We start from the raw sequence: 18917 nt of genomic DNA on the forward strand, positions 1-18917 counted from the left end.
CTGAAGGAGCGGACTGATATCGGCTGAATCTGCAGCTACGATGCCTGGTCGGTGCTGCTGGCGGCTTGATCGGACCGACCGCGTTTGCGCTCCCGTTCCTCGGCGAGCGCACGCTGGGCGGCGGCCGGCAATGGTTTTGGGTCCGGCGGGACTTCGACGGTGTCAGCCTTGCTCAGCTGCTTCGTGCGATCGATTGCGTCCGAAACATCGAACGCGATATCGACAACATCGAAAATGACTTCCAAGAGAGAGTCGGCCATGGCTCATCCGGGGTAACGTCCCGATCATTGGTCGTTCGCTTCTTAGGTCCGGTTCATAGCTAGGAGCTCAAGGTCATGAACAGGCAATGCCTCAGGATGCATCATCCAGCGCTGCCAGCCGTTCGGCCTCGGCGATATCCTCGACCGTATTGGCGTTGAAGAACGGATCTAGCGGCTCGGTTGGCCACGTCACCGTCGTGAGCGGATAGCGCGCGGTCCAGCGGTCGATCTTGCGGAGATCCTCGACGACCAGGGCGTGCCTGAGTTCGTCGCGCAAGCCGACGCGCCACAGGCCGATCACGGGATGCGACTGCTCGCCTGATGCCGCGACCGCGAGCTGAGCGTTCTCCCGTTTTCGCGCTTCATGCAGGCGCGCGACCAGATCGCGCGGCAGGAACGGGCAGTCGCCGGCGGCGCTGAGCACCCATTCGATGCCCGGCCGGTTCGCCGCAGTCCAGTCGAGCGCGGCGAGGATGCCGGCGAGCGGACCGGGAAAGCCGGGCACGTCGTCGGCGACGACTTGCAGGCCGAACGCGGCGAAACGCGCGGGATCGCCGTTCGCGTTGAGGATCAGTCCGCTGCACTGGGGCGAAAGGCGCGCGATCACGCGCGCCAGGATGGTGCGGCCGCCGATGGTGCGCATCGGCTTGTCGCCACCGCCCATGCGCCGCGCTAGGCCGCCGGCGAGCAGCACGCCTTGCGTCGGCAGAATGTCAGTCGTCACCAGCTTCACCCTTGCGCTTGTGCTTCGCCGACTCTTCCTCGACGTAAGCGAGGTCCTGGTCGTAGACGATGCGTTCCTCGCCCGCGAGGACGATGAAGCGCTTGCCGCGCGTGCGTCCGACCAGCGTCAGCCCGACCTGTCTTGCGAGATCGACGCCCCAGGCGGTGAAGCCGGAGCGCGACACCAGGATCGGAATGCCCATGCGGACCGTCTTGATCACCATCTCCGAGGTGAGCCGCCCCGTGGTGTAGAGGATCTTGTCGCCGGCATCGACACCGTGCCGGTACATCCAGCCCGCGATCTTGTCGACAGCGTTGTGGCGGCCGACGTCCTCGGTATAGCAGAGCGGGGTGCCTTCCTTGCACAGCACACAGCCGTGGATCGCGCCGGCCTCGAGATAGAGCGAGGGCATGGTGTTGATGGTCTGCGTCATCTGGTAAAGCCAGGAGGTGCGCAGCTCGGCCTTCGGCAGTGCGACGCTCTCGACCGCCTCGAGCAGGTCGCCGAAGGCGGTGCCCTGCGCACAGCCCGAGGTCTGCGTGCGCTTCTTCAGCTTGGCCTCGAAATTGGTGTGGTGCGTGGTGCGCACCACGACCACCTGGAGGTCGTCGTCGTATTCGACCTCGGTGACCACGTCATTATATTTCAGCATGTTCTGGTTCAGCAGGTAGCCGAGCGCCAGATATTCGGGGTAATCGCCGATCGTCATCATGGTGACGATCTCCTGGGAATTCAGGTAGAGCGTCAGCGGCCGCTCCATCGGCACCTTGATCTCGACCCTGGCGCCGGTCTGGTCGGTCCCGGTCACGCTCTGGGTCAGGCGCGGGTCGGCCGTGTCAGGGACGATCAGGGGCACGGGGGTTTTGTCGATCTTCATCATGGCGGCGAGGTTAGCATGACATTCGGGTCAAGCCGATATAAGCATGCTGACGGAAAACGAAATGCCTCCGTTCGTCATTGCGAGGAGCGAAGCGACGAAGCAATCCAGAGTGCCACCGCGGATACATTTCTGGATTGCTTCGCTGCGCTCGCAATGACGGAGGAGAGAGTGGTTCCATCAGGAGCCAAGTCGCTCGTGGAGACGGAGCTGGAATGAAAGTCATCGGCCTTGCAGGCTGGAGCGGTGCGGGCAAGACCACGCTGTTGACGCGGCTGATCCCGCATTTCAACGCGCAAGGGCTGCGCGTCTCGGTCATCAAGCATGCGCATCACCAGTTCGACGTCGATGTGCCCGGGAAGGATTCCTGGCGCCATCGCGAGGCAGGCGCGGCCGAGGTGCTGGTTGCGTCGTCAAACCGCTGGGCCCTGATGCACGAACTGCGCGGAGCGGCGGAGCCGCGGTTGCCGGAACTCTTGGGCAAGCTTTCTGCGGTCGATCTCGTCGTGGTCGAGGGCTTCAAGCGTGAGCCGCATCGCAAGATCGAGGTGCATCGCGCGGCGAACGGCAAGCCGTTGCTGTTTCCCGACGATCCCGGGATTGCCGGGATCGCGGCCGACACCGCCATTGACACCAAGCTGCCGACTGTCCATCTCGACGATATCGCGGCAGCCGCAGCATTGATGCTGCGCGCGGCGATGCCGGTCGAGGAAGCGGTCGCTAGAAGCGCTGCGATGCGCTGACGAGGCACCATGGCGCAACTGTCGGACGATTGCTTTGCCTTCGGCGGCCCGATGATGTCGGTCGACGAGGCCGTTGGCCTGATCACGACGCGCGTCAATGCGATCGCCGATCTGGAGACGGTGGCGCTGGTCGACGCAGACGGGCGTGTGCTGGCGCGCGATGTCGCAGCGCCCCTGCCGCTGCCGCCCTTCACCAACTCGGCCGTCGACGGCTACGCCGTGCGCAACGGCGACATTCCTGAAGGCGCGGAGCGGGCGTTCCCGCTCGACGGCCGCATCCAGGCCGGCGGCCTCGCACAGGCGCCGATCAAGCCCGGCCATACCGCGCGCATTTTCACGGGCGCGCCGATGCCGCCGGATGCCGAAACCGTCTTCATGCAGGAGGACGTCCGCATCGACGATTCCGGCAGGATCGTGCTGCCGCCGGGGCTGAAGCCCGGCGCCAATGTCCGCCCCGCCGGCGAGGACATCCCGAAGGGGCACATCGCGCTGCGCACCGGCCAGCGCTTGCGGCCGCAGCATGTCGCGCTCGCCGCCGCGTTCGGTCTTGTCAGTCTCGACGTCATCAGGCGCATTCGCGTTGCGGTGTTCTCGACCGGCGACGAGTTGGCCTCGCCCGGCGAGCCGCGCGCGGCCTCGCAATTGTTCGATTCCAACCGCTTCATGCTGATGGCGATGCTGCGCCGGCTCGGCTGCGAGGTCAGCGATCTCGGCATCTTGCGCGACGAGCGGACTTCGCTCGGTAATGGCTTGAAGCAGGTGGCGGGTGATCATGACCTGATCCTCACCACCGGCGGCGTCTCGACCGGCGAGGAGGACCACGTCAAGGCGGCGGTCGAGAGCATCGGCTCGCTGGTGCTGTGGCGGATGGCGATCAAGCCTGGCCGTCCCGTGGCAATGGGTATCATCGACGGCACGCCGCTGATCGGATTGCCCGGCAATCCCGTCGCGAGCTTCGTCACCTTCGTCCATGTGGTGCGACCGACGGTGCTGGCGCTCGCCGGTGGCCTGCCGGAGCCGCTTCTGCCGATCCCCTTGCGGGCGGCTTTCACCTACAAGAAGAAGGCGGGCCGGCGCGAATATGTTCGCGTCTCCTTGCGGCGGGCGCAGGACGGCACGCTGGAGGCGGTGAAGTTCCCGCGCGAAGGGGCCGGGCTGTTGTCCTCGCTGGTCGAGACCGACGGTCTCGTCGAGCTCCGTGAGAGCGTCACGGGCGTCGAGCCGGGGCAGGACGTAGGCTTTTTGTCCTACGCCGATCTGCTCTAGCGGCCTTGCGTTGACGCCATCGATCGGTCCCGCCATGTTGCGCCCATGACCAGAATGACGCTCGATCTCACCGGACTGAAATGTCCGCTGCCCGCCCTGAAGACGCGCAAGGCGTTGAAGCCGTTACAGCCGGGCGATCAGCTCGAGGTCCACTGCACCGATCCCTTGTCGGTGATTGACATTCCGAACCTGATCCGCGAGACCGGCGACAAGGTCGAGATCACCGAGCGCAACGAGGCGCGCATCGTGTTCCTGGTCGAAAAGAGCGACGCCCCGTAGAAAGGCGAATATTCACGGCGGCGACGTTTGACTATGTTGGCCTGCGCGGGACACGGCCGGAACTTCGCTGCAATGCGAAAGGCGCCGATTGGTGCCGTGGATGAGCTCAAACCCAAGACTCTCAAACCCAAGTCTCTCAAACCCAAGACCCTCAATCCCAAGACCCTCAAACCCAAGACTCTCAAAGACGTCGGGCATGACTTTCTCAACATCGAGGGCAAGCGCTGCCGCAGGTCCCGCGGCGGGCCGCGAGCCTGCCGTCAAGCCCGGCAAGACGGCTGCAGGGCCGGAGTTCGGCGCGCTGGCGCAGGCCTCGATCCTGATCGTCGACGACGAGCCGGGCATGCGCAATTTCCTGGTGCGTACGCTTGCGCCGCGCTGCAAGCTGGTGGACGAAGCGGCCGATACCGACCAGGCCTCGCGCAAGCTCGATTCCAACCGCTACGACGTCGTCATTCTCGACAACATCATGCCAGGCAAGAACGGCGTCGATTGGCTCGCCGAGCAGCGCGCCGTCGGCTTTTTCGCCGACGCCATCCTGATCACCGCTTATGCCGACCTCGACACCGCGATCCAGGCCCTGCGCGCCGGTGCGGCCGATTTCGTGCTCAAGCCATTCCGCTCCAACCAGATCCTCAACGCGGTGGCACGATGCCTCGACCGTGTCCGCCTCCAGCGCGAGAACTATGTCCTGCGCTATGCCCTGCGTGCCTCGTCCGACCGCACCTTTCTGCGCGACAATCTGATCGGACAATCGGCAGCGACGCTGCGCGTGCGCGAGACCATCGCGCGCGTCGCACGCCTGCCGACCTCGGTTCTCCTCACCGGCGCATCCGGTACCGGCAAGGAGGTGGCAGCGCGCTCGATCCACTCGCTGTCCGATCGCGCCGACAAGCCCTTCGTGCCCGTCAATTGCGCGGCGATTCCGCCCGAGATGATCGAGGCGGAGCTGTTCGGGCACATCAAGGGCGCCTTCACCGGCGCCGATTCGGGGCGTGAGGGCTTGTTCCTGTATGCGCATGGCGGCACTCTGTTCCTCGACGAGATCGGGGAGCTGCCGCTGCCGATGCAGAGCAAGCTGCTTCGCGTGCTCGAAGACCGCCGCGTCCGTCCGGTTGGCTCCGAGCGTGAAGTTCCAGTCGACCTGCGCTTCATCTTCGCAACCAATGCCGAGCTTCAGAAAGAGGTCGAGAAGGGCCGCTTCCGAGCCGATCTGTTCTACCGGCTCAACGTGATGCAGATCCACCTGCCGCTCCTGAAGGATCGCGGCGATGACGTGCAGGAGCTTGCCGCCATCTTCATGAGCAAGCTGTCGACTCAGCTCGGCATGCCGCCGGTGCCGATCGACGCCTCGGTGCGGGCGGCGCTCGCAAGCTATGACTGGCCGGGCAATGTGCGCGAGCTGCGCAATTTGATCGAGCGCACGCTGATCCTCGGCGCCTTCCCCGACGATTTCGCCGGTCCCCGCAACGACGGTCAGTCGACGCCCGCTGACAGTCTCGCCGAGCTCGAGCGACGTCACATCCTCGGCGTGCTGAAGGAGGTCAATGGCAATCGCGAGGAGGCGGCTCGGCGCCTCGGTATCTCGCGCAAGACCATCGACCGCAAATGCGCGTTATGGGATGTCTGATGGTGCGCGCCGCAGCGGTGAGCTCGTGCGGGGACGCTCCGTCCGCTTCCGGTTGCTCGCGATCGCTCTGCTGCCGATGCTGGTCATCCTGCCGCTCCTGCTCGGCGTTGCAATCTACCGCTGGAACGCGAAATTCGACGCGGCCCTGATCTCCAAGGTGAACGGCGATCTCACCATCGCCCATCAATATCTCGCCCGCATCCTGGAAAAGACCGGCGTCCAGATCCGGGCGCTCGGCCTGTCGGCCCGCTTCCAGGAGGTGCTGGCGCCGGATGCGCGCGGCTCGCTGCAGGACCTGCTCGACGAGACCCGCAAGGAGATCGGTCTCGATTTCCTGTACCTGACCAACGATCGCGGCGACGTTCTGGCCTCATCGCCCCCGCTGCAGCATCAACCGAGAGGCGACTGGCCGATCATCATGTCGGCGCTGTCGGGGCAGGTCCCTGCGACCGGCGTCGATATTTTCGGCAATGACGAGCTGGCCGCAATTTCGCCGGCCCTGGCCGAGCGCGCGCGATTGGACCTCGTGCCGACCCCGAATGCGGTGCCGACCGACCGCAGCATGGAGACGCGCGGCATGGTCGTGCACGCGGCGAGCCGGGCGATGCTGCCTGACGGGGGCGCCGCTGCGCTGGTCGGCGGCACGCTGCTCAACCAGAATCTCGAATTCATCGACACGATCAACGATCTCGTCTACCGCGCAGCGAGCCTGCCGGAGGGCAGCCAGGGCACCGCGACGCTGTTCCTGGACGACGTGCGGATATCGACCAACGTCCGTCTGTTCGAGGGACGGCGCGCGCTCGGCACGCGCGTGTCGGCGGCGGTGCGCTCGGCCGTGCTGGGCGAGGGGCACACCTGGCTCGACAGTGCTTTCGTGGTCAATGACTGGTACATCTCCGCCTACGAGCCGCTGGTCGACAGCTATGGCAAGCGGGTCGGCATGCTCTATGTCGGCTTTCTGGAGAAGCCGTTCAGCGAAGCCAAATACCAGACGTTGGTGATCATCATCGCAGCGTTCATCGCGATCACCGCCGCGACCGTACCGATCTTCCTGCGCTGGGCGACCTCCATCTTCATGCCGCTGGAGCGCGTCACGGCGACGATCGGCGAGGTGGAGCGCGGGAACCTCTCCGCCCGCACCAAGATGCCGGTGTTGGGTGACGAGATCGGCCGCGTCGCGGTTCATCTCGACAGCCTGCTCGACCAGATCCAGGAACGCGACCGGCAGCTCCGGGAATGGAATGAGGAACTGAACGTCCGCGTGCTGGAGCGCACCCGGGACCTTGAGCACGCCAATCTCAAGCTCGAGGCAACCACCAAGCAGCTCATCATGTCCGAGAAGCTGGCTGCGATCGGCGAGATCACCGCCGGCGTTGCGCACGAAATCAACAATCCGATCGCGGTGATGCAGGGCAATCTCGACGTCATCCGCAGCGTGTTCGGGGCCGATGCCGACAAGGCGAAGGTCGAGTTTCGCCTGCTCGACGAGCAGATTCACCGCATCAGCCAGATCGTGACCAAGCTGTTGCAGTTTGCAAGGCCGGAGGAATATGCCGGCTATGTCGAGCGCCATGCGCCGACAAGCGTCATCTCCGATTGTCTGCCGCTGGTACAGCATCTTCTGAACAAGACCGAGATCGCCGTGGTCCGGGACGACCGCGCCGGCCGGCTCGTGCTGATGAACCGGAACGAGCTGCAGCAGGTCCTGGTCAATCTCATCGTCAACGCGATCCACGCCATGCCGGACGGCGGAACCCTGACGCTCCGCTCCTTCGATGCCGAGCGCGACGGCCATCAAGGCGTCGCCATCGAGGTCACTGATACCGGCATCGGCATGAGCGCAGACGTGATCGAAAAGATATTCGACCCCTTCTACACCACGAAACGGCGGCAAGGCACCGGACTGGGCCTCTCCATCAGCCAGACGCTGATCAAGCGCCAGGGCGGACAGATCACGGCCGAAAGCCACCTCGGTTCCGGAAGCACCTTCACGATGTGGCTGCCCGAAGCGACCTGATTGGACATTTTGTCCGAGGGATTCAGGACATTCTGTCCGGCGCGGCACGTTGCGCTGCGGGAAGTCGTTGAATCGTCACGATGCGACTTCTGGCACGCGCGTTGCTTTTCTCAAAGACAGGGTGTTGAGGGGGACGAGGGCGCGATAGCCGTCACGGCAACGCTGCTTGCGAGGCGAAGGGACATCGCCCGCGATCAGTTGCTTGCCCGGCGCACAAGACGGATGCGCACCAGACGATTCCACTTCGGCATGAATGAAGTCCGACCTGTCATGCGCGGCTGCCAAGCACGCAAACGACAGGTCTCAAACCGATGTGCCGGCAAGGCCGCGCTTGGGAGGGAATGCTTATGACGACTGCCGATACAGTTCTTGCACCGGTTGGTGCTTCCGGCTTCCTCGATCGTGAACGCACGATCGCGACCGCCGGCTTCAATCGCTGGCTAGTGCCGCCGGCGGCGCTGTGCATTCATCTCTGCATCGGCATGGCCTACGGCTTTTCGGTGTTCTGGCTGCCGCTGTCGCGCGCGATCGGCGTGACCGCGCCGAAGACCTGCGGCGACATTTCGCTGTTGCAGGAGCTGTTCACGACCAGCTGCGACTGGAAGGTCGCCAGCATGGGCTGGATGTACACGCTGTTCTTCGTGCTGCTCGGCATCGCCGCGGCGGTGTGGGGCGGCTGGCTGGAGCGAGTGGGTCCGCGCAAGGCCGGCTTCGTCTCGGCGCTGTGCTGGTGCGGCGGACTCTTCCTCGGTGCGATCGGCGTCTACACCCATCAGTTGTGGCTGTTGTGGCTGGGATCGGGCGTGATCGGCGGCATCGGCCTCGGCCTTGGCTACATCTCGCCGGTGTCGACGCTGGTGAAGTGGTTCCCGGACCGCCGCGGCATGGCGACCGGCATGGCCATCATGGGCTTCGGCGGCGGCGCCATGATCGGCGCGCCGCTGGCGAACCTGCTGATGAACTATTTCAAGACCCCGAGTTCGGTCGGCGTCTGGGAGACCTTCGTCGCGATGGGCGTCATCTACTTCGTGTTCATGATGATCGGCGCATTCCGCTATCGCCTGCCGCCGCCCGGCTGGCAGCCCGAGGGCTGGACCCCGCCGGTCAAGGCCAACGCGATGATCTCGAAGAACAACGTCCATCTCAACGACGCGCACAAGACCCCGCAGTTCTGGCTGATCTGGTGGGTGCTCTGCCTCAATGTGTCGGCGGGTATCGGCGTGATCGGCATGGCCTCGCCGATGCTCCAGGAGATCTTCGGCGGCAAGCTGATCGGCCTGCCGGACGTCGGTTTCAACGCGCTCGATGCCGGGCAGAAGGCGCAGATCGCGGCGATCGCCGCCGGCTTCGCCGGATTGCTGTCGCTGTTCAACATCGGCGGCCGTTTCTTCTGGGCGTCGCTGTCTGACAAGATCGGGCGCAAGAACACCTATTACACCTTCTTCATCCTCGGCATCGTGCTCTACGCACTGGCGCCGACCTTCGCGGCGATGGGCTCGAAGCTGCTGTTCGTGCTCGGCTTCGGCATCATCCTGTCGATGTATGGCGGTGGCTTCGCCACGGTGCCGGCCTATCTCGCCGACATGTTCGGCACCCAGTTCGTCGGCGCCATCCATGGCCGGCTGCTGACGGCGTGGTCGACGGCCGGCATCATCGGCCCGGTGGTCGTGAACTACATCCGCGAGTTCCAGCTCGCGGCCGGCGTGCCGCGCGACCAGCTCTACAACACGACCATGTACATCCTGTGCGCGATGCTGATCGCGGGCCTGATCTGCAACTATCTGGTCAAGCCGGTCGATTCGAAGTGGCACATGAAGGAGGCCGACGTCGCGAAGTTGCAGGCGGCGAGCGCCAGCGCCGCTGCCGCGGGGCCGCACGGCTCCTACGGCATCGGATTTGGCGGGCTCGACGCCAAGGCGGCGCTATTCTGGGCCTTCGTCGGCGTTCCCTTGGCTTGGGGTGTCTGGAAGACGCTGGAGAGCGCGGTCAAGATATTCTGATCGCCCATTCGTCGCGAGCGGGAGCGCGCCATGCGCGCGCTCCCGCCGGTCATTTCGACAGTTCAAGATCACCCCTGGGGGAATTCGATGGTTCGTAAGCTCGTTTGTGTCGCCGCCATGCTGCTCGTTGCCGGCGCCCTGCAATCCGCATCCGCACAGACCGCCGCTGCACCGGCCGCAACGCCGCCCGCCTCGACCGGGGCCAAGCCCGGCAAGATCAAGCTGACCGCGCAGAAGCTCAAGGACATGAAGGCCAAGTGGATCGCCAACAAGCCGAAGCTTAAGGAGTGCCGCAAGGACGTGAAGGCCAAGGGCCTCGCGGGCGACGATCGCTGGTTCTATATCGAGGAGTGCATGGGCAAGAGCTGACCCCGTCAGCATCGGGGCACGGAGAGGTCACCTGCAGCCTCGGAGCGGAGATCGATACGATTTCGCTATCGCAGCATAGGAAGCCTTTATTGATCTCCCGACCAATTCAGGCTTCGTTCTATCGATTGGCGCGTTGGACGAACGCAAGGCCGTGTCCGGGCAGCGATCCAGGGTTGCCCTTGGGCTGCGCTTAACTGCTTCCGTGAGCATGATAATTTGCTTGGCATCTGGCATGCCAGGAGCTAGAACTGGAGTCGTTCTAAAAGACGAGATCGAGACGAATCGATGAGCCACGACGACGTGCACAAGGTCCGCCCGTTCGAGCATCCCGGTGAGGGACGCAAGCGAGCCAAGGCCACGCCCAAGGGGCGGCAGGTCGATCCCACCGCCGCGCACGAGATCGAGCAGCTGCTCGGCGACAGGCCGTGGCGGCGTGATCTCCTGATCGAATATCTGCACCTGATCCAGGACAGATATCATCAGATCTCGGCCGCGCATCTGGCTGCGCTCGCCGACGAGATGAAGCTCGCCTTCGCCGAAGTGTTCGAGACCGCGACGTTCTACGCGCATTTCGACGTGGTGAAGGAAGGCGAGCCGGATATCGCCCCGCTGACGATCCGCGTCTGTGACTCCCTGACCTGTGCGATGCTCGGCGGTGAGAAGCTGCTCGAGGATCTGCAAAGCGCAAGCGGCCCTGGCATCCGTGTGGTGCGCGCGCCCTGCGTCGGTCGTTGTGATACTGCGCCGGCAGCCGAGGTCGGGCACAATTTCGTCGATCATGCGACCGTCGCCAATGTGATGGCGGCGGCGAAGGCCGGCGACACTCACGCGCATCTGCCCAACTATATCGGCTACGAGGCCTACGTCGCGGGCGGCGGCTACAAGCTGCTGGGCCGCCTGCGCTCGGGCGAACTGTCGACCGACAATCTTTTGAAATCGCTCGACGATGCTTCGCTGCGCGGCCTTGGCGGCGCCGGCTTCCCGACGGGACGGAAATGGCGCGCCGTGCTTGGCGAGCCCGGTCCGCGGCTGATGGCGATCAACGGCGACGAGGGCGAGCCCGGCACGTTCAAGGATCGCGTCTATCTCGAAAGCGACCCGCATCGCTTCATCGAGGGCATGCTGATCGGCGCGCATGTGGTGCAGGCCTCCGACGTCTACATCTACCTGCGCGACGAATATCCGGCCTCGCGCGAGATCCTGGAGCGCGAGATCGCAAAGCTCCCGCCGGGCGGCCCGACGCTGCACATGCGCCGCGGCGCCGGCGCCTATATCTGCGGCGAGGAATCGTCGCTGCTCGAAAGCATCGAGGGCAAGCGTGGCCTGCCCCGGCACAAGCCGCCTTATCCGTTCCAGGTCGGCCTGTTCGGCCTGCCGACGCTGATCAACAACATCGAGACGCTGTGGTGGGTGCGCGACATCGTCGAGAAGGGTGCTGATTGGTGGAAGGGCAATGGCCGCCACGAGCGTCATGGCCTGCGCAGCTTCTCGGTCTCGGGCCGCGTCAAGAATCCCGGCATGAAGCTCGCGCCCGCGGGCATTACCGTGCGCGAGTTGATCGACGAATATTGCGGCGGCATGGCCGATGGCCATCAATTCTACGCCTACCTGCCGGGCGGCGCATCCGGCGGCATCCTGCCGGCGTCGATGGACGACATCCCGCTCGATTTCGGCACGCTTGAGAAATACGGCTGCTTCATCGGCTCGGCCGCGATCGTGATCCTGTCGCAAAAGGACAGCGTGCGTGCGGCGGCATTGAACCTGATGAAGTTCTTCGAGGACGAGAGCTGCGGCCAGTGCACGCCGTGCCGCGTCGGAACCCAGAAGGCGGCGCTGCTGATGCAGAAGCCGGTGTGGAACCGCGCTCTTCTGGAAGAATTGAGCCAGGCGATGCGCGATGCCTCGATTTGCGGGCTTGGACAGGCGGCATCGAATCCGCTGGCCACCGTGATCAAATATTTCCCTGACGAGTTCAAGGAAGCGGCCGAATGACCAAGATTACCTTCGAGCTCGACGGCAAGCAGGTCGAAGCCAATCCCGGCGAGACAATCTGGCAAGTCGCAAAACGCCAGGGCCGCGAGATTCCGCATCTGTGCTACTCGCCCGCGCCCGACTATCGGCCTGACGGCAATTGCCGCGCCTGTATGGTCGAGATCGAGGGCGAGCGCGTGCTCGCTGCATCCTGCAAGCGCACGCCGTCGGTCGGCATGAAGGTGAAGTCGGAGTCCGCGCGCGCGGTGTCGGCGCAGAAGATGGTGATGGAGCTGCTCGTCGCCGACCAGCCGGCGCGCGAGACCAGCCACGATCCGGATTCGAAGTTCTGGCACTGGGCCGAGACGACAGGCGTCACAGAGAGCCGCTTCCCCGCCGCCGAGCGCTGGGCAACCGACGCCAGCCATCCGGCGATGCGCGTCAACCTCGACGCCTGCATCCAGTGCGGCTTGTGCGTGCGCGCCTGCCGCGAGGTCCAGGTCAACGACGTCATCGGCATGGCCTATCGCAACCATGGCTCGAAGATCGTGTTCGACTTCGACGATCCCATGGGCGAGTCCACCTGCGTCGCCTGCGGCGAATGCGTGCAGGCTTGCCCAACCGGCGCGTTGATGCCGGCCGTGATGCTCGACGAGAAGCAGACCCGTGTCACCTACGCCGACAAGAAGGTGGATTCGCTCTGCCCGTTCTGCGGCGTCGGCTGTCAGGTGACCTACGAGGTCAAGGACGAGAAGGTGATCTACGCGGAGGGCCGCGACGGCCCCGCCAATCGCAATCGTCTTTGTGTGAAGGGCCGCTTCGGCTTCGACTACATCCACCACCCGCATCGCCTGACCAAACCGCTGGTGCGGCTGCCGAACGCGAAGAAGGATTCCAACGACCAGGTCGATCCCGCCAATCCCTTCACGCATTTCCGTGAAGCGAGCTGGGAGGAAGCGCTCGACATCGCCGCCAAGGGCCTCGTCAAGATCCGCGACGAGAAGGGCGTGAAGGCGCTGGCGGGCTTCGGCTCGGCCAAGGGCTCGAACGAAGAGGCCTATCTGTTCCAGAAGCTGGTGCGCACCGGCTTCGGCTCCAACAACGTCGACCATTGCACCCGTCTGTGCCACGCCTCGTCGGTGGCGGCGCTCTTCGAAGGCCTGAGCTCGGGCGCGGTGTCGGCGCCTTTCTCGGCTGCGATGGATGCCGAGGTGATCATCGTGATCGGCGCCAACCCGACCGTGAACCATCCGGTCGCCGCGACCTTCATCAAGAACGCGGTCAAGCAGAACGGCGCAAAGCTGTTCGTGATGGATCCCCGCCGGCAGACGCTGTCGCGCCACGCGACCAAGCATCTGCAGTTCAAGCCCGGCTCCGACGTCGCCATGCTGAACGCGATGATCAATACGATCATCACCGAAGGCCTGACCGACGACCAGTACATCGCCGGCTACACCGAAGGCTTCGAGGACCTCAAGGAGAAGATCAAGGAATTCACGCCGGAGAAGATGGAAGCGATCTGCGGCATCCCGGCGCAAACCTTGCGCGAGGTCGCGCGAACCTATGCCCGCGCAAAATCGTCAATCATCTTCTGGGGCATGGGCATCAGCCAGCATGTCCACGGCACCGACAATGCGCGCTGCCTGATTGCGCTGGCGCTGATCACCGGCCAGGTCGGCCGTCCCGGCACCGGCCTGCATCCGCTGCGCGGCCAGAACAACGTGCAGGGCGCCTCCGACGCCGGCCTGATCCCGATGTTCCTGCCGGACTATCAGCCGGTTGGTCGCGACGATCTGCGCGGCAGCTTCGAAAAGCTGTGGCAGCAGGATCTCGATCCCGTCCGCGGCCTGACCGTGGTCGAGATCATGAATGCGATCCACGCCGGCGAGATCACGGGCATGTATATCGAGGGTGAGAACCCCGCGATGTCCGATCCGGATCTGCAGCATGCGCGCCAGGCACTCGCCATGCTCGATCATCTCGTGGTGCAGGATCTCTTCGTCACCGAGACCGCGTTCCATGCCGACGTCATCCTGCCGGCTTCGGCGTTCGCGGAGAAGGACGGCTCCTTCACCAACACCGATCGCCGCGTGCAGCTCGCGCGCCAGGTGATCAAGCCGCCCGGCGATGCACGGCAGGATCTCTGGATCATCCAGGAGATCGGCAAGCGCATGGGCCTGCCATGGAATTATTCTGGCCCCGGCGACGTGTTCACCGAGATGGCAGAGCTGATGCCCTCGCTGAAGAACATCACCTGGGAGCGGCTGGTCCGCGAAGGCGCGGTGACCTATCCGGTCGACGATCCCAACAAGCCCGGCAACGAGATCATCTTCACCACGGGATTCCCGACCGCGAGCGGCCGCGGCAAGATCGTGCCGGCCAAGGTCATCCCGCCGGACGAGATCCCCGACGCAGAATATCCGATGGTGCTGTCGACCGGCCGCGTGCTGGAGCACTGGCACACCGGTTCGATGACCCGTCGCGCGCAGGTGCTCGACCAGATCGAGCCCGAGGCGGTCGCGTTCATGTCGCCGAAGGACATGCGCAAGAAGAAGCTGGTGCCGGGCGATTTCATTCGCCTGGAGACCCGCCGCGGCGCGGTCGAGGTCAAGGTGCGCTCGGACCGCGACGTGCCGGAGAACATGGTGTTCATGCCGTTCTGCTACGCAGAAGCAGCGGCCAACCTGTTGACCAACCCGGCGCTCGATCCATTCGGCAAGATCCCGGAGTTCAAGTTCTGCGCGGCCAGAGCCGAACGCGTGGAAATGCGGGACGCGGCGGAGTAGGGTTCGGTATTCGTTTGGCGGCGCGTTGCTGCCAAACCCTCGGTGTCGTCCTGGCGAAAGCCAGGACCCATACCGCGTGATCCATCGATTGCAGACGGTCGCAGTACCGCGCACCACTAATCTTCGCCAAATTCCTCCCTGGGATAATGGGTCCTGGCTTTCGCCAGGACGACGGCTGAGAGCGTGGTGTTCGACTTCGTTCTCCGCCGCACCGGTGCTACACATCGCCCATGTCCAAAGCCACCCCAGCCACCCGTGCGCTTGAAGCCGCCGGTGTTGCCTTCACCGTTCACACCTACGAGTACGATCCTGATGCCGAGAGCATCGGGCTCCAGGCGGCGGCCGCGCTGGGCGAAGACCCGGCGCGCGTCCTCAAGACGCTGATGGCGCTGGTCGATGGCAAGCCGGTCTGCGTGATCGTGCCGTCCGACCAGGAGGTCTCGATGAAGAAGCTTGCAGCGGCCGCGAGCGGCAAGTCGGCGCAGATGATGAAGCCTCCCGAGGCCGAGCGCGTCACCGGCTACAAGGTCGGCGGCATCAGCCCGTTCGGTCAGCGCAAGCCCGTGCGCACCGTGATCGAGCAGAGCGCACTCGCCCATGATCAGGTCTATCTCAATGGCGGCCAACGCGGGTTGCAGGTGCGGCTGAGGCCGGCCGATGTGCGGGATGTCTTGAAGGCGGTCGTGGCTGACGTGCTGGCGTGAGCGGCTTGTCTATTGCTTCTGCAGCAGCTTGAGCCGGCAGCGTAGCGCCTCGCGGATATGCGCCCTCGCAAGCTGCTCGGCCTTGTCGCCGTCGCGCGCGTCGATCGCGTCGATCATCGCCTGGTGCTCGCCATGGCTGGCTGAGGGGCGGCCCGATACCGTGAAGGTGGTCGGGCCGAGCAGGGCGATCCAGTCCTGCAATTCCCGCGAAGCGTTGTCGAGATAGCGGTTGCGCGCGGCCCGGCAGATGGCCTCGTGGAAGCTGCGATTGAGCCTTGCCATCTCGGCCGCGTCCGCCGCGGGAGTTTCGACAAAAGCCTGCTCGATATCCCGGAGCGCATCGACCTCGGGCGCCGAAGCGTGTTCGGCGGCGAGGCGCGCCGCGGCGCCTTCCATGATCTCGCGCATGGCGTAGAGCTCGAGCACCTCGGAGATGTCGAGATTGCGTACGATCAGCCCGCGGCCGCCGGCGGGCTCGACGAAACCGCGCGCGGCGAGCCGGCCGAGCGCTTCGCGCACCGGGGTGCGGCTGACCTTGAGCCGCTGCGCGACCTCTTCCTCGCGCAGGCGATCGCCGGCGCGGTAGTTGCCGGCCTGGAGCGCTTCGCAGAGCGAACGGAACACGGCCTCGCCCAGCGCTACGCCACCGCCGCGCGCGATTGATCCGCCTGTCTTTGCCGGCCGCCTCGCCATGTTCCCTCGAAGCAAGGCGCATCCTGCCCATGCAGAGGTGACGCTTGCACGGAACTTGTATATCTTTGTATACAAAAGTACGCAATGGTGGTGCGGTTGACCGGGGCCGCCGGCGGATAGAATGTCTCCAACTTCGTCGCATCGGACGGACGGCATGGGCAGCAAATACGACGTGTTGGTGATCGGCGGCGGCAACGCGGCGCTGTGCGCGGCGATCGCGGCACGGCGCGGCGGTGCCTCGGTGCTGGTGCTCGAAGGCGCGCCGAAATTCTATCGCGGCGGCAACACCCGCCACACCCGCAACATGCGTTGCGCCCATGATGCCGCAACCGAAATCCTGACCGGCCCCTATACCGAAGAGGAATTCTGGGAAGACCTGTTGCGCGTCACCGGCGGGCAAACGGATGAAGTGCTCGCGCGCCACATGATCCGCGAGTCCAAGGACATCCTGAACTGGATCGTGGAGCAGGGCGTGCGCTGGCAGCCCTCGCTCGGCGGCACGCTGAGCCTTGGCCGCACCAATTCCTTCTTCCTCGGCGGCGGCCGCGCGATGCTGAATGCGCTCTATCTCACTGCCGAGCGGCTCGGCGTTGACGTCGAATACGACGCCGAGGTCACCGACCTCGTGATCGAGGACGGCATGTTCCTCGCCGCGCGCCTGAAACGGCCGATCAGGGGCGAGACCGAGATTCGCGCGACCTCGCTGGTCGCCGCGGCCGGCGGGTTCGAGGCCAACATCGAATGGCTGAAGCAATATTGGGGCGAGGCTGCCGACAATTTCCTGATCCGCGGCACGCCCTATAATCGCGGCTCGATCCTGAAGATGCTGCTCGACAAGGGTGTGCAGGAGGTCGGTGATCCCACCCAGTGCCATGCGGTCGCGATCGATGCCCGCGCGCCGAAATTCGACGGCGGCATCATCACGCGTCATGACTCCGTGGTGTTCGGCATCGTCGTCAACAAGCACGCGCAACGCTTTTACGACGAGGGCGAGGATATCTGGCCGAAGCGCTATGCGATCTGGGGCCGGCTGGTCGCGGCGCAGCCCGACCAGATCGCCTACATCATCTTCGACTCCACCGTGGTCACGAGCTTCATGCCGACGCTGTTTCCGCCGATCGCCGGACAGACCGTCGCCGAACTCGCCGGCAAGCTGGAGCTCGACCCGGCCGCGCTGGAAAAGACCATCACCGAATTCAACGCCGCGGTGCGGCCCGGGACTTTCGACCACACGATCTTGGATGACTGTGTGACCGAGGGCATCACGCCGCCCAAGACGCACTGGGCGCGCAAGATCGAGACGCCGCCTTATCTCGCTTATCCGGTGCGGCCCGGCATCACCTTCACCTATCTCGGCACCCGCGTGAACAAGGAGGCGCGCATGCTGATGGCTGACGGAAGGCCCTCAGGCAACATGTTCGCGGCCGGCGAGATCATGGCCGGCAACGTGCTCGGCAAGGGTTATGCCGCCGGCATGGGCATGACCATCGGCAGCGTGTTCGGACGGATCGCGGGACGGGAAGCGGCATGCCATGCGAAGAACTAAAGAAGAAACTCTGGGAGGAACCATGTCGCGCATTGCCATTGCTTCGATCACGGCGCTGTTGACCGTCAGCCACGCCTACGCCGCCGAGCCGATCACCCTGCGTGACATGGGTTCGTTCCATGTCGGCGGGCGTCTCGTCGAAATCTCCGGCAAGCCGGTGAAGGAGGTCGTGTTCACGCCCGGCGGCGTGCCGGCCAAGGTCGATCCCAACGGGACGTATCAGGTCGAGCAGATGTACGTGCAGTATTTCCTTCCCGCCAACGAGAAGGGCGCCTATCCGCTGCTGATGTGGCATGGCGGCGGATTGACCGGCGTCACCTACGAGACCACGCCCGACGGGCGCGAAGGCTGGTTGAATTATTTTCTGCGCAAGGGATGGTCGGTCTATAATTCCGACGCGGTAGAGCGCGGGCGCGCTGGCTGGGCGCAATACCCCGACATCTTCAAGAGCGAGCCGGTCTTCCTCACCACCGCCAATGCCTTCGAGCGTTTCCGCATCGGCGAAGGGCCAAACTCCTACGATGCCGATCCCGCCAAGCGAAAGCTGTTGCCGGGCAACCAGTTTCCCGTCGAGGGCTACGAGAATTTCGTCAAACAGAACGTGCCGCGCTGGACCACGACGGATGATGCGATCGTCGCTGCCTATATCGCAGAGATTGATCGCGTCGGCCCCTCGGTGATCCTGTTCCACAGCCAGGCCGGCAGCTTCGGCTTCAAGGTGGCGCAAGCCCGGCCCGACAAGGTCAAGGCGCTGATCGCGATCGAGCCAGCCGGCATCGGCGATCCCGCCAAGGCGGATGTGCTGAAGAACATCCCGACGCTCGTCATCTATGGCGACTATATCGAGCGCGACTCGCGCTGGCCCAAGATCCGCGCCAACGGCATCGCCTTTGCCGACGCCATCAAGGCGGCCGGCGGCAGCGTCGACATCGTCGATCTCCCGCAGGCCGGCATCAAGGGCAATTCGCATATGGTGATGATGGACAAGAACAACCTCGAGGTCGCCGGTCTGATCCAGAAATGGCTCGAGACTAAGGGCCTGACGAAGTAAA

Annotated in this window: 16 protein-coding genes; 12 read left to right on the forward strand and 4 right to left on the reverse strand. The window is 64.6% G+C overall.

Annotated elements, in window-relative coordinates:
- Positions 1 to 35 precede the first annotated feature (35 nt).
- From RAD04_RS10755 to fdhD, 3 genes are all read right to left on the reverse strand, one after another.
- Complete coding sequence (locus tag RAD04_RS10755; RefSeq protein ID WP_461623765.1) at positions 36 to 260, reverse strand: hypothetical protein; 225 nt, start codon at positions 258 to 260, stop codon at positions 36 to 38.
- A gap of 91 nt (positions 261 to 351) precedes the next feature.
- On the reverse strand, positions 352 to 993 hold the full coding sequence (mobA, locus tag RAD04_RS10760; protein ID WP_461623766.1) for a molybdenum cofactor guanylyltransferase MobA: 642 nt from the start codon (positions 991 to 993) through the stop codon (positions 352 to 354).
- Positions 974 to 1864, reverse strand: coding sequence for a formate dehydrogenase accessory sulfurtransferase FdhD (gene fdhD / locus RAD04_RS10765; protein ID WP_461623767.1), 891 nt, complete (start codon positions 1862 to 1864; stop codon positions 974 to 976). The genes mobA and fdhD overlap by 20 nt, the downstream gene beginning before the upstream one ends.
- A 212-nt stretch (positions 1865 to 2076) precedes the next feature.
- Here fdhD and mobB point away from each other — a divergent pair, with 212 nt between their 5' ends.
- From mobB to ybaK, 10 genes are all read left to right on the forward strand, one after another.
- On the forward strand, positions 2077 to 2604 hold the full coding sequence (mobB, locus tag RAD04_RS10770; protein WP_461623768.1) for a molybdopterin-guanine dinucleotide biosynthesis protein B: 528 nt from the start codon (positions 2077 to 2079) through the stop codon (positions 2602 to 2604).
- Between the two features lie 9 nt (positions 2605 to 2613).
- Positions 2614 to 3870: a molybdopterin molybdotransferase MoeA gene (locus RAD04_RS10775; RefSeq protein WP_461623769.1), complete on the forward strand. Its 1257-nt coding sequence runs from the start codon at positions 2614 to 2616 to the stop codon at positions 3868 to 3870.
- Positions 3871 to 3915: 45 nt separating this feature from the next.
- The gene (locus RAD04_RS10780) at positions 3916 to 4149 is read left to right on the forward strand and encodes a sulfurtransferase TusA family protein (RefSeq protein ID WP_091956259.1); all 234 of its coding nucleotides are present in this window, start codon (positions 3916 to 3918) and stop codon (positions 4147 to 4149) included.
- A 196-nt stretch (positions 4150 to 4345) separates the two neighbouring features.
- The gene (locus RAD04_RS10785; RefSeq protein WP_461623770.1) at positions 4346 to 5779 is read left to right on the forward strand and encodes a sigma-54-dependent transcriptional regulator; all 1434 of its coding nucleotides are present in this window, start codon (positions 4346 to 4348) and stop codon (positions 5777 to 5779) included.
- Complete coding sequence (locus tag RAD04_RS10790; protein ID WP_461623771.1) at positions 5772 to 7796, forward strand: sensor histidine kinase; 2025 nt, start codon at positions 5772 to 5774, stop codon at positions 7794 to 7796. The genes RAD04_RS10785 and RAD04_RS10790 overlap by 8 nt, the downstream gene beginning before the upstream one ends.
- Before the next feature lie 347 nt (positions 7797 to 8143).
- Entirely contained in the window at positions 8144 to 9796 is a 1653-nt protein-coding gene (locus RAD04_RS10795) for an OFA family MFS transporter (protein ID WP_461623772.1), read from the forward strand.
- A gap of 87 nt (positions 9797 to 9883) precedes the next feature.
- The gene (locus RAD04_RS10800) at positions 9884 to 10165 is read left to right on the forward strand and encodes a hypothetical protein (protein WP_461623773.1); all 282 of its coding nucleotides are present in this window, start codon (positions 9884 to 9886) and stop codon (positions 10163 to 10165) included.
- 285 nt (positions 10166 to 10450) lie between these two features.
- A complete protein-coding gene (locus tag RAD04_RS10805) occupies positions 10451 to 12157 on the forward strand; it encodes an NADH-ubiquinone oxidoreductase-F iron-sulfur binding region domain-containing protein (protein ID WP_461623774.1) in 1707 nt (568 codons plus the stop codon).
- Complete coding sequence (gene fdhF / locus RAD04_RS10810; RefSeq protein ID WP_461623775.1) at positions 12154 to 14922, forward strand: formate dehydrogenase subunit alpha; 2769 nt, start codon at positions 12154 to 12156, stop codon at positions 14920 to 14922. Before RAD04_RS10805 ends, fdhF begins: the two co-directional genes overlap by 4 nt.
- A gap of 230 nt (positions 14923 to 15152) precedes the next feature.
- Positions 15153 to 15626 (forward strand): Cys-tRNA(Pro) deacylase, encoded by a 474-nt coding sequence (gene ybaK, locus RAD04_RS10815; RefSeq protein WP_461623776.1) that lies wholly within the window; start codon positions 15153 to 15155, stop codon positions 15624 to 15626.
- A gap of 9 nt (positions 15627 to 15635) precedes the next feature.
- On the opposite strand, the gene RAD04_RS10820 is transcribed toward ybaK, so the two are convergent.
- Positions 15636 to 16319: a GntR family transcriptional regulator gene (locus RAD04_RS10820; RefSeq protein WP_461623777.1), complete on the reverse strand. Its 684-nt coding sequence runs from the start codon at positions 16317 to 16319 to the stop codon at positions 15636 to 15638.
- 154 nt (positions 16320 to 16473) lie between these two features.
- Here RAD04_RS10820 and tcuA point away from each other — a divergent pair, with 154 nt between their 5' ends.
- Positions 16474 to 17865, forward strand: coding sequence for an FAD-dependent tricarballylate dehydrogenase TcuA (tcuA, locus tag RAD04_RS10825; protein ID WP_461623778.1), 1392 nt, complete (start codon positions 16474 to 16476; stop codon positions 17863 to 17865).
- Positions 17866 to 17887: 22 nt separating this feature from the next.
- Entirely contained in the window at positions 17888 to 18916 is a 1029-nt protein-coding gene (locus RAD04_RS10830; RefSeq protein WP_461623779.1) for an alpha/beta hydrolase, read from the forward strand.
- Position 18917 lies beyond the last annotated feature (1 nt).

The sequence above is a fragment of the Bradyrhizobium sp. 25ACV genome, from assembly GCF_054863005.1.

Bases quoted from the DNA above. Each gene is read 5' to 3' on its own strand.
- RAD04_RS10785 (WP_461623770.1), top strand. From the start codon at position 4,346: ATGACTTTCTCAACATCGAGGGCAAGCGCTGCCGCAGGTCCCGCGGCG.
- RAD04_RS10780 (WP_091956259.1), top strand. From the start codon at position 3,916: ATGACCAGAATGACGCTCGATCTCACCGGACTGAAATGTCCGCTGCCC.
- ybaK (WP_461623776.1), top strand. From the start codon at position 15,153: ATGTCCAAAGCCACCCCAGCCACCCGTGCGCTTGAAGCCGCCGGTGTT.
- RAD04_RS10755 (WP_461623765.1), bottom strand. From the start codon at position 260: ATGGCCGACTCTCTCTTGGAAGTCATTTTCGATGTTGTCGATATCGCG.
- RAD04_RS10795 (WP_461623772.1), top strand. From the start codon at position 8,144: ATGACGACTGCCGATACAGTTCTTGCACCGGTTGGTGCTTCCGGCTTC.
- RAD04_RS10775 (WP_461623769.1), top strand. From the start codon at position 2,614: ATGGCGCAACTGTCGGACGATTGCTTTGCCTTCGGCGGCCCGATGATG.
- mobB (WP_461623768.1), top strand. From the start codon at position 2,077: ATGAAAGTCATCGGCCTTGCAGGCTGGAGCGGTGCGGGCAAGACCACG.
- tcuA (WP_461623778.1), top strand. From the start codon at position 16,474: ATGGGCAGCAAATACGACGTGTTGGTGATCGGCGGCGGCAACGCGGCG.
- fdhD (WP_461623767.1), bottom strand. From the start codon at position 1,864: ATGATGAAGATCGACAAAACCCCCGTGCCCCTGATCGTCCCTGACACG.
- RAD04_RS10830 (WP_461623779.1), top strand. From the start codon at position 17,888: ATGTCGCGCATTGCCATTGCTTCGATCACGGCGCTGTTGACCGTCAGC.
- RAD04_RS10790 (WP_461623771.1), top strand. From the start codon at position 5,772: ATGTCTGATGGTGCGCGCCGCAGCGGTGAGCTCGTGCGGGGACGCTCC.
- RAD04_RS10805 (WP_461623774.1), top strand. From the start codon at position 10,451: ATGAGCCACGACGACGTGCACAAGGTCCGCCCGTTCGAGCATCCCGGT.
- RAD04_RS10800 (WP_461623773.1), top strand. From the start codon at position 9,884: ATGGTTCGTAAGCTCGTTTGTGTCGCCGCCATGCTGCTCGTTGCCGGC.
- RAD04_RS10820 (WP_461623777.1), bottom strand. From the start codon at position 16,319: ATGGCGAGGCGGCCGGCAAAGACAGGCGGATCAATCGCGCGCGGCGGT.
- fdhF (WP_461623775.1), top strand. From the start codon at position 12,154: ATGACCAAGATTACCTTCGAGCTCGACGGCAAGCAGGTCGAAGCCAAT.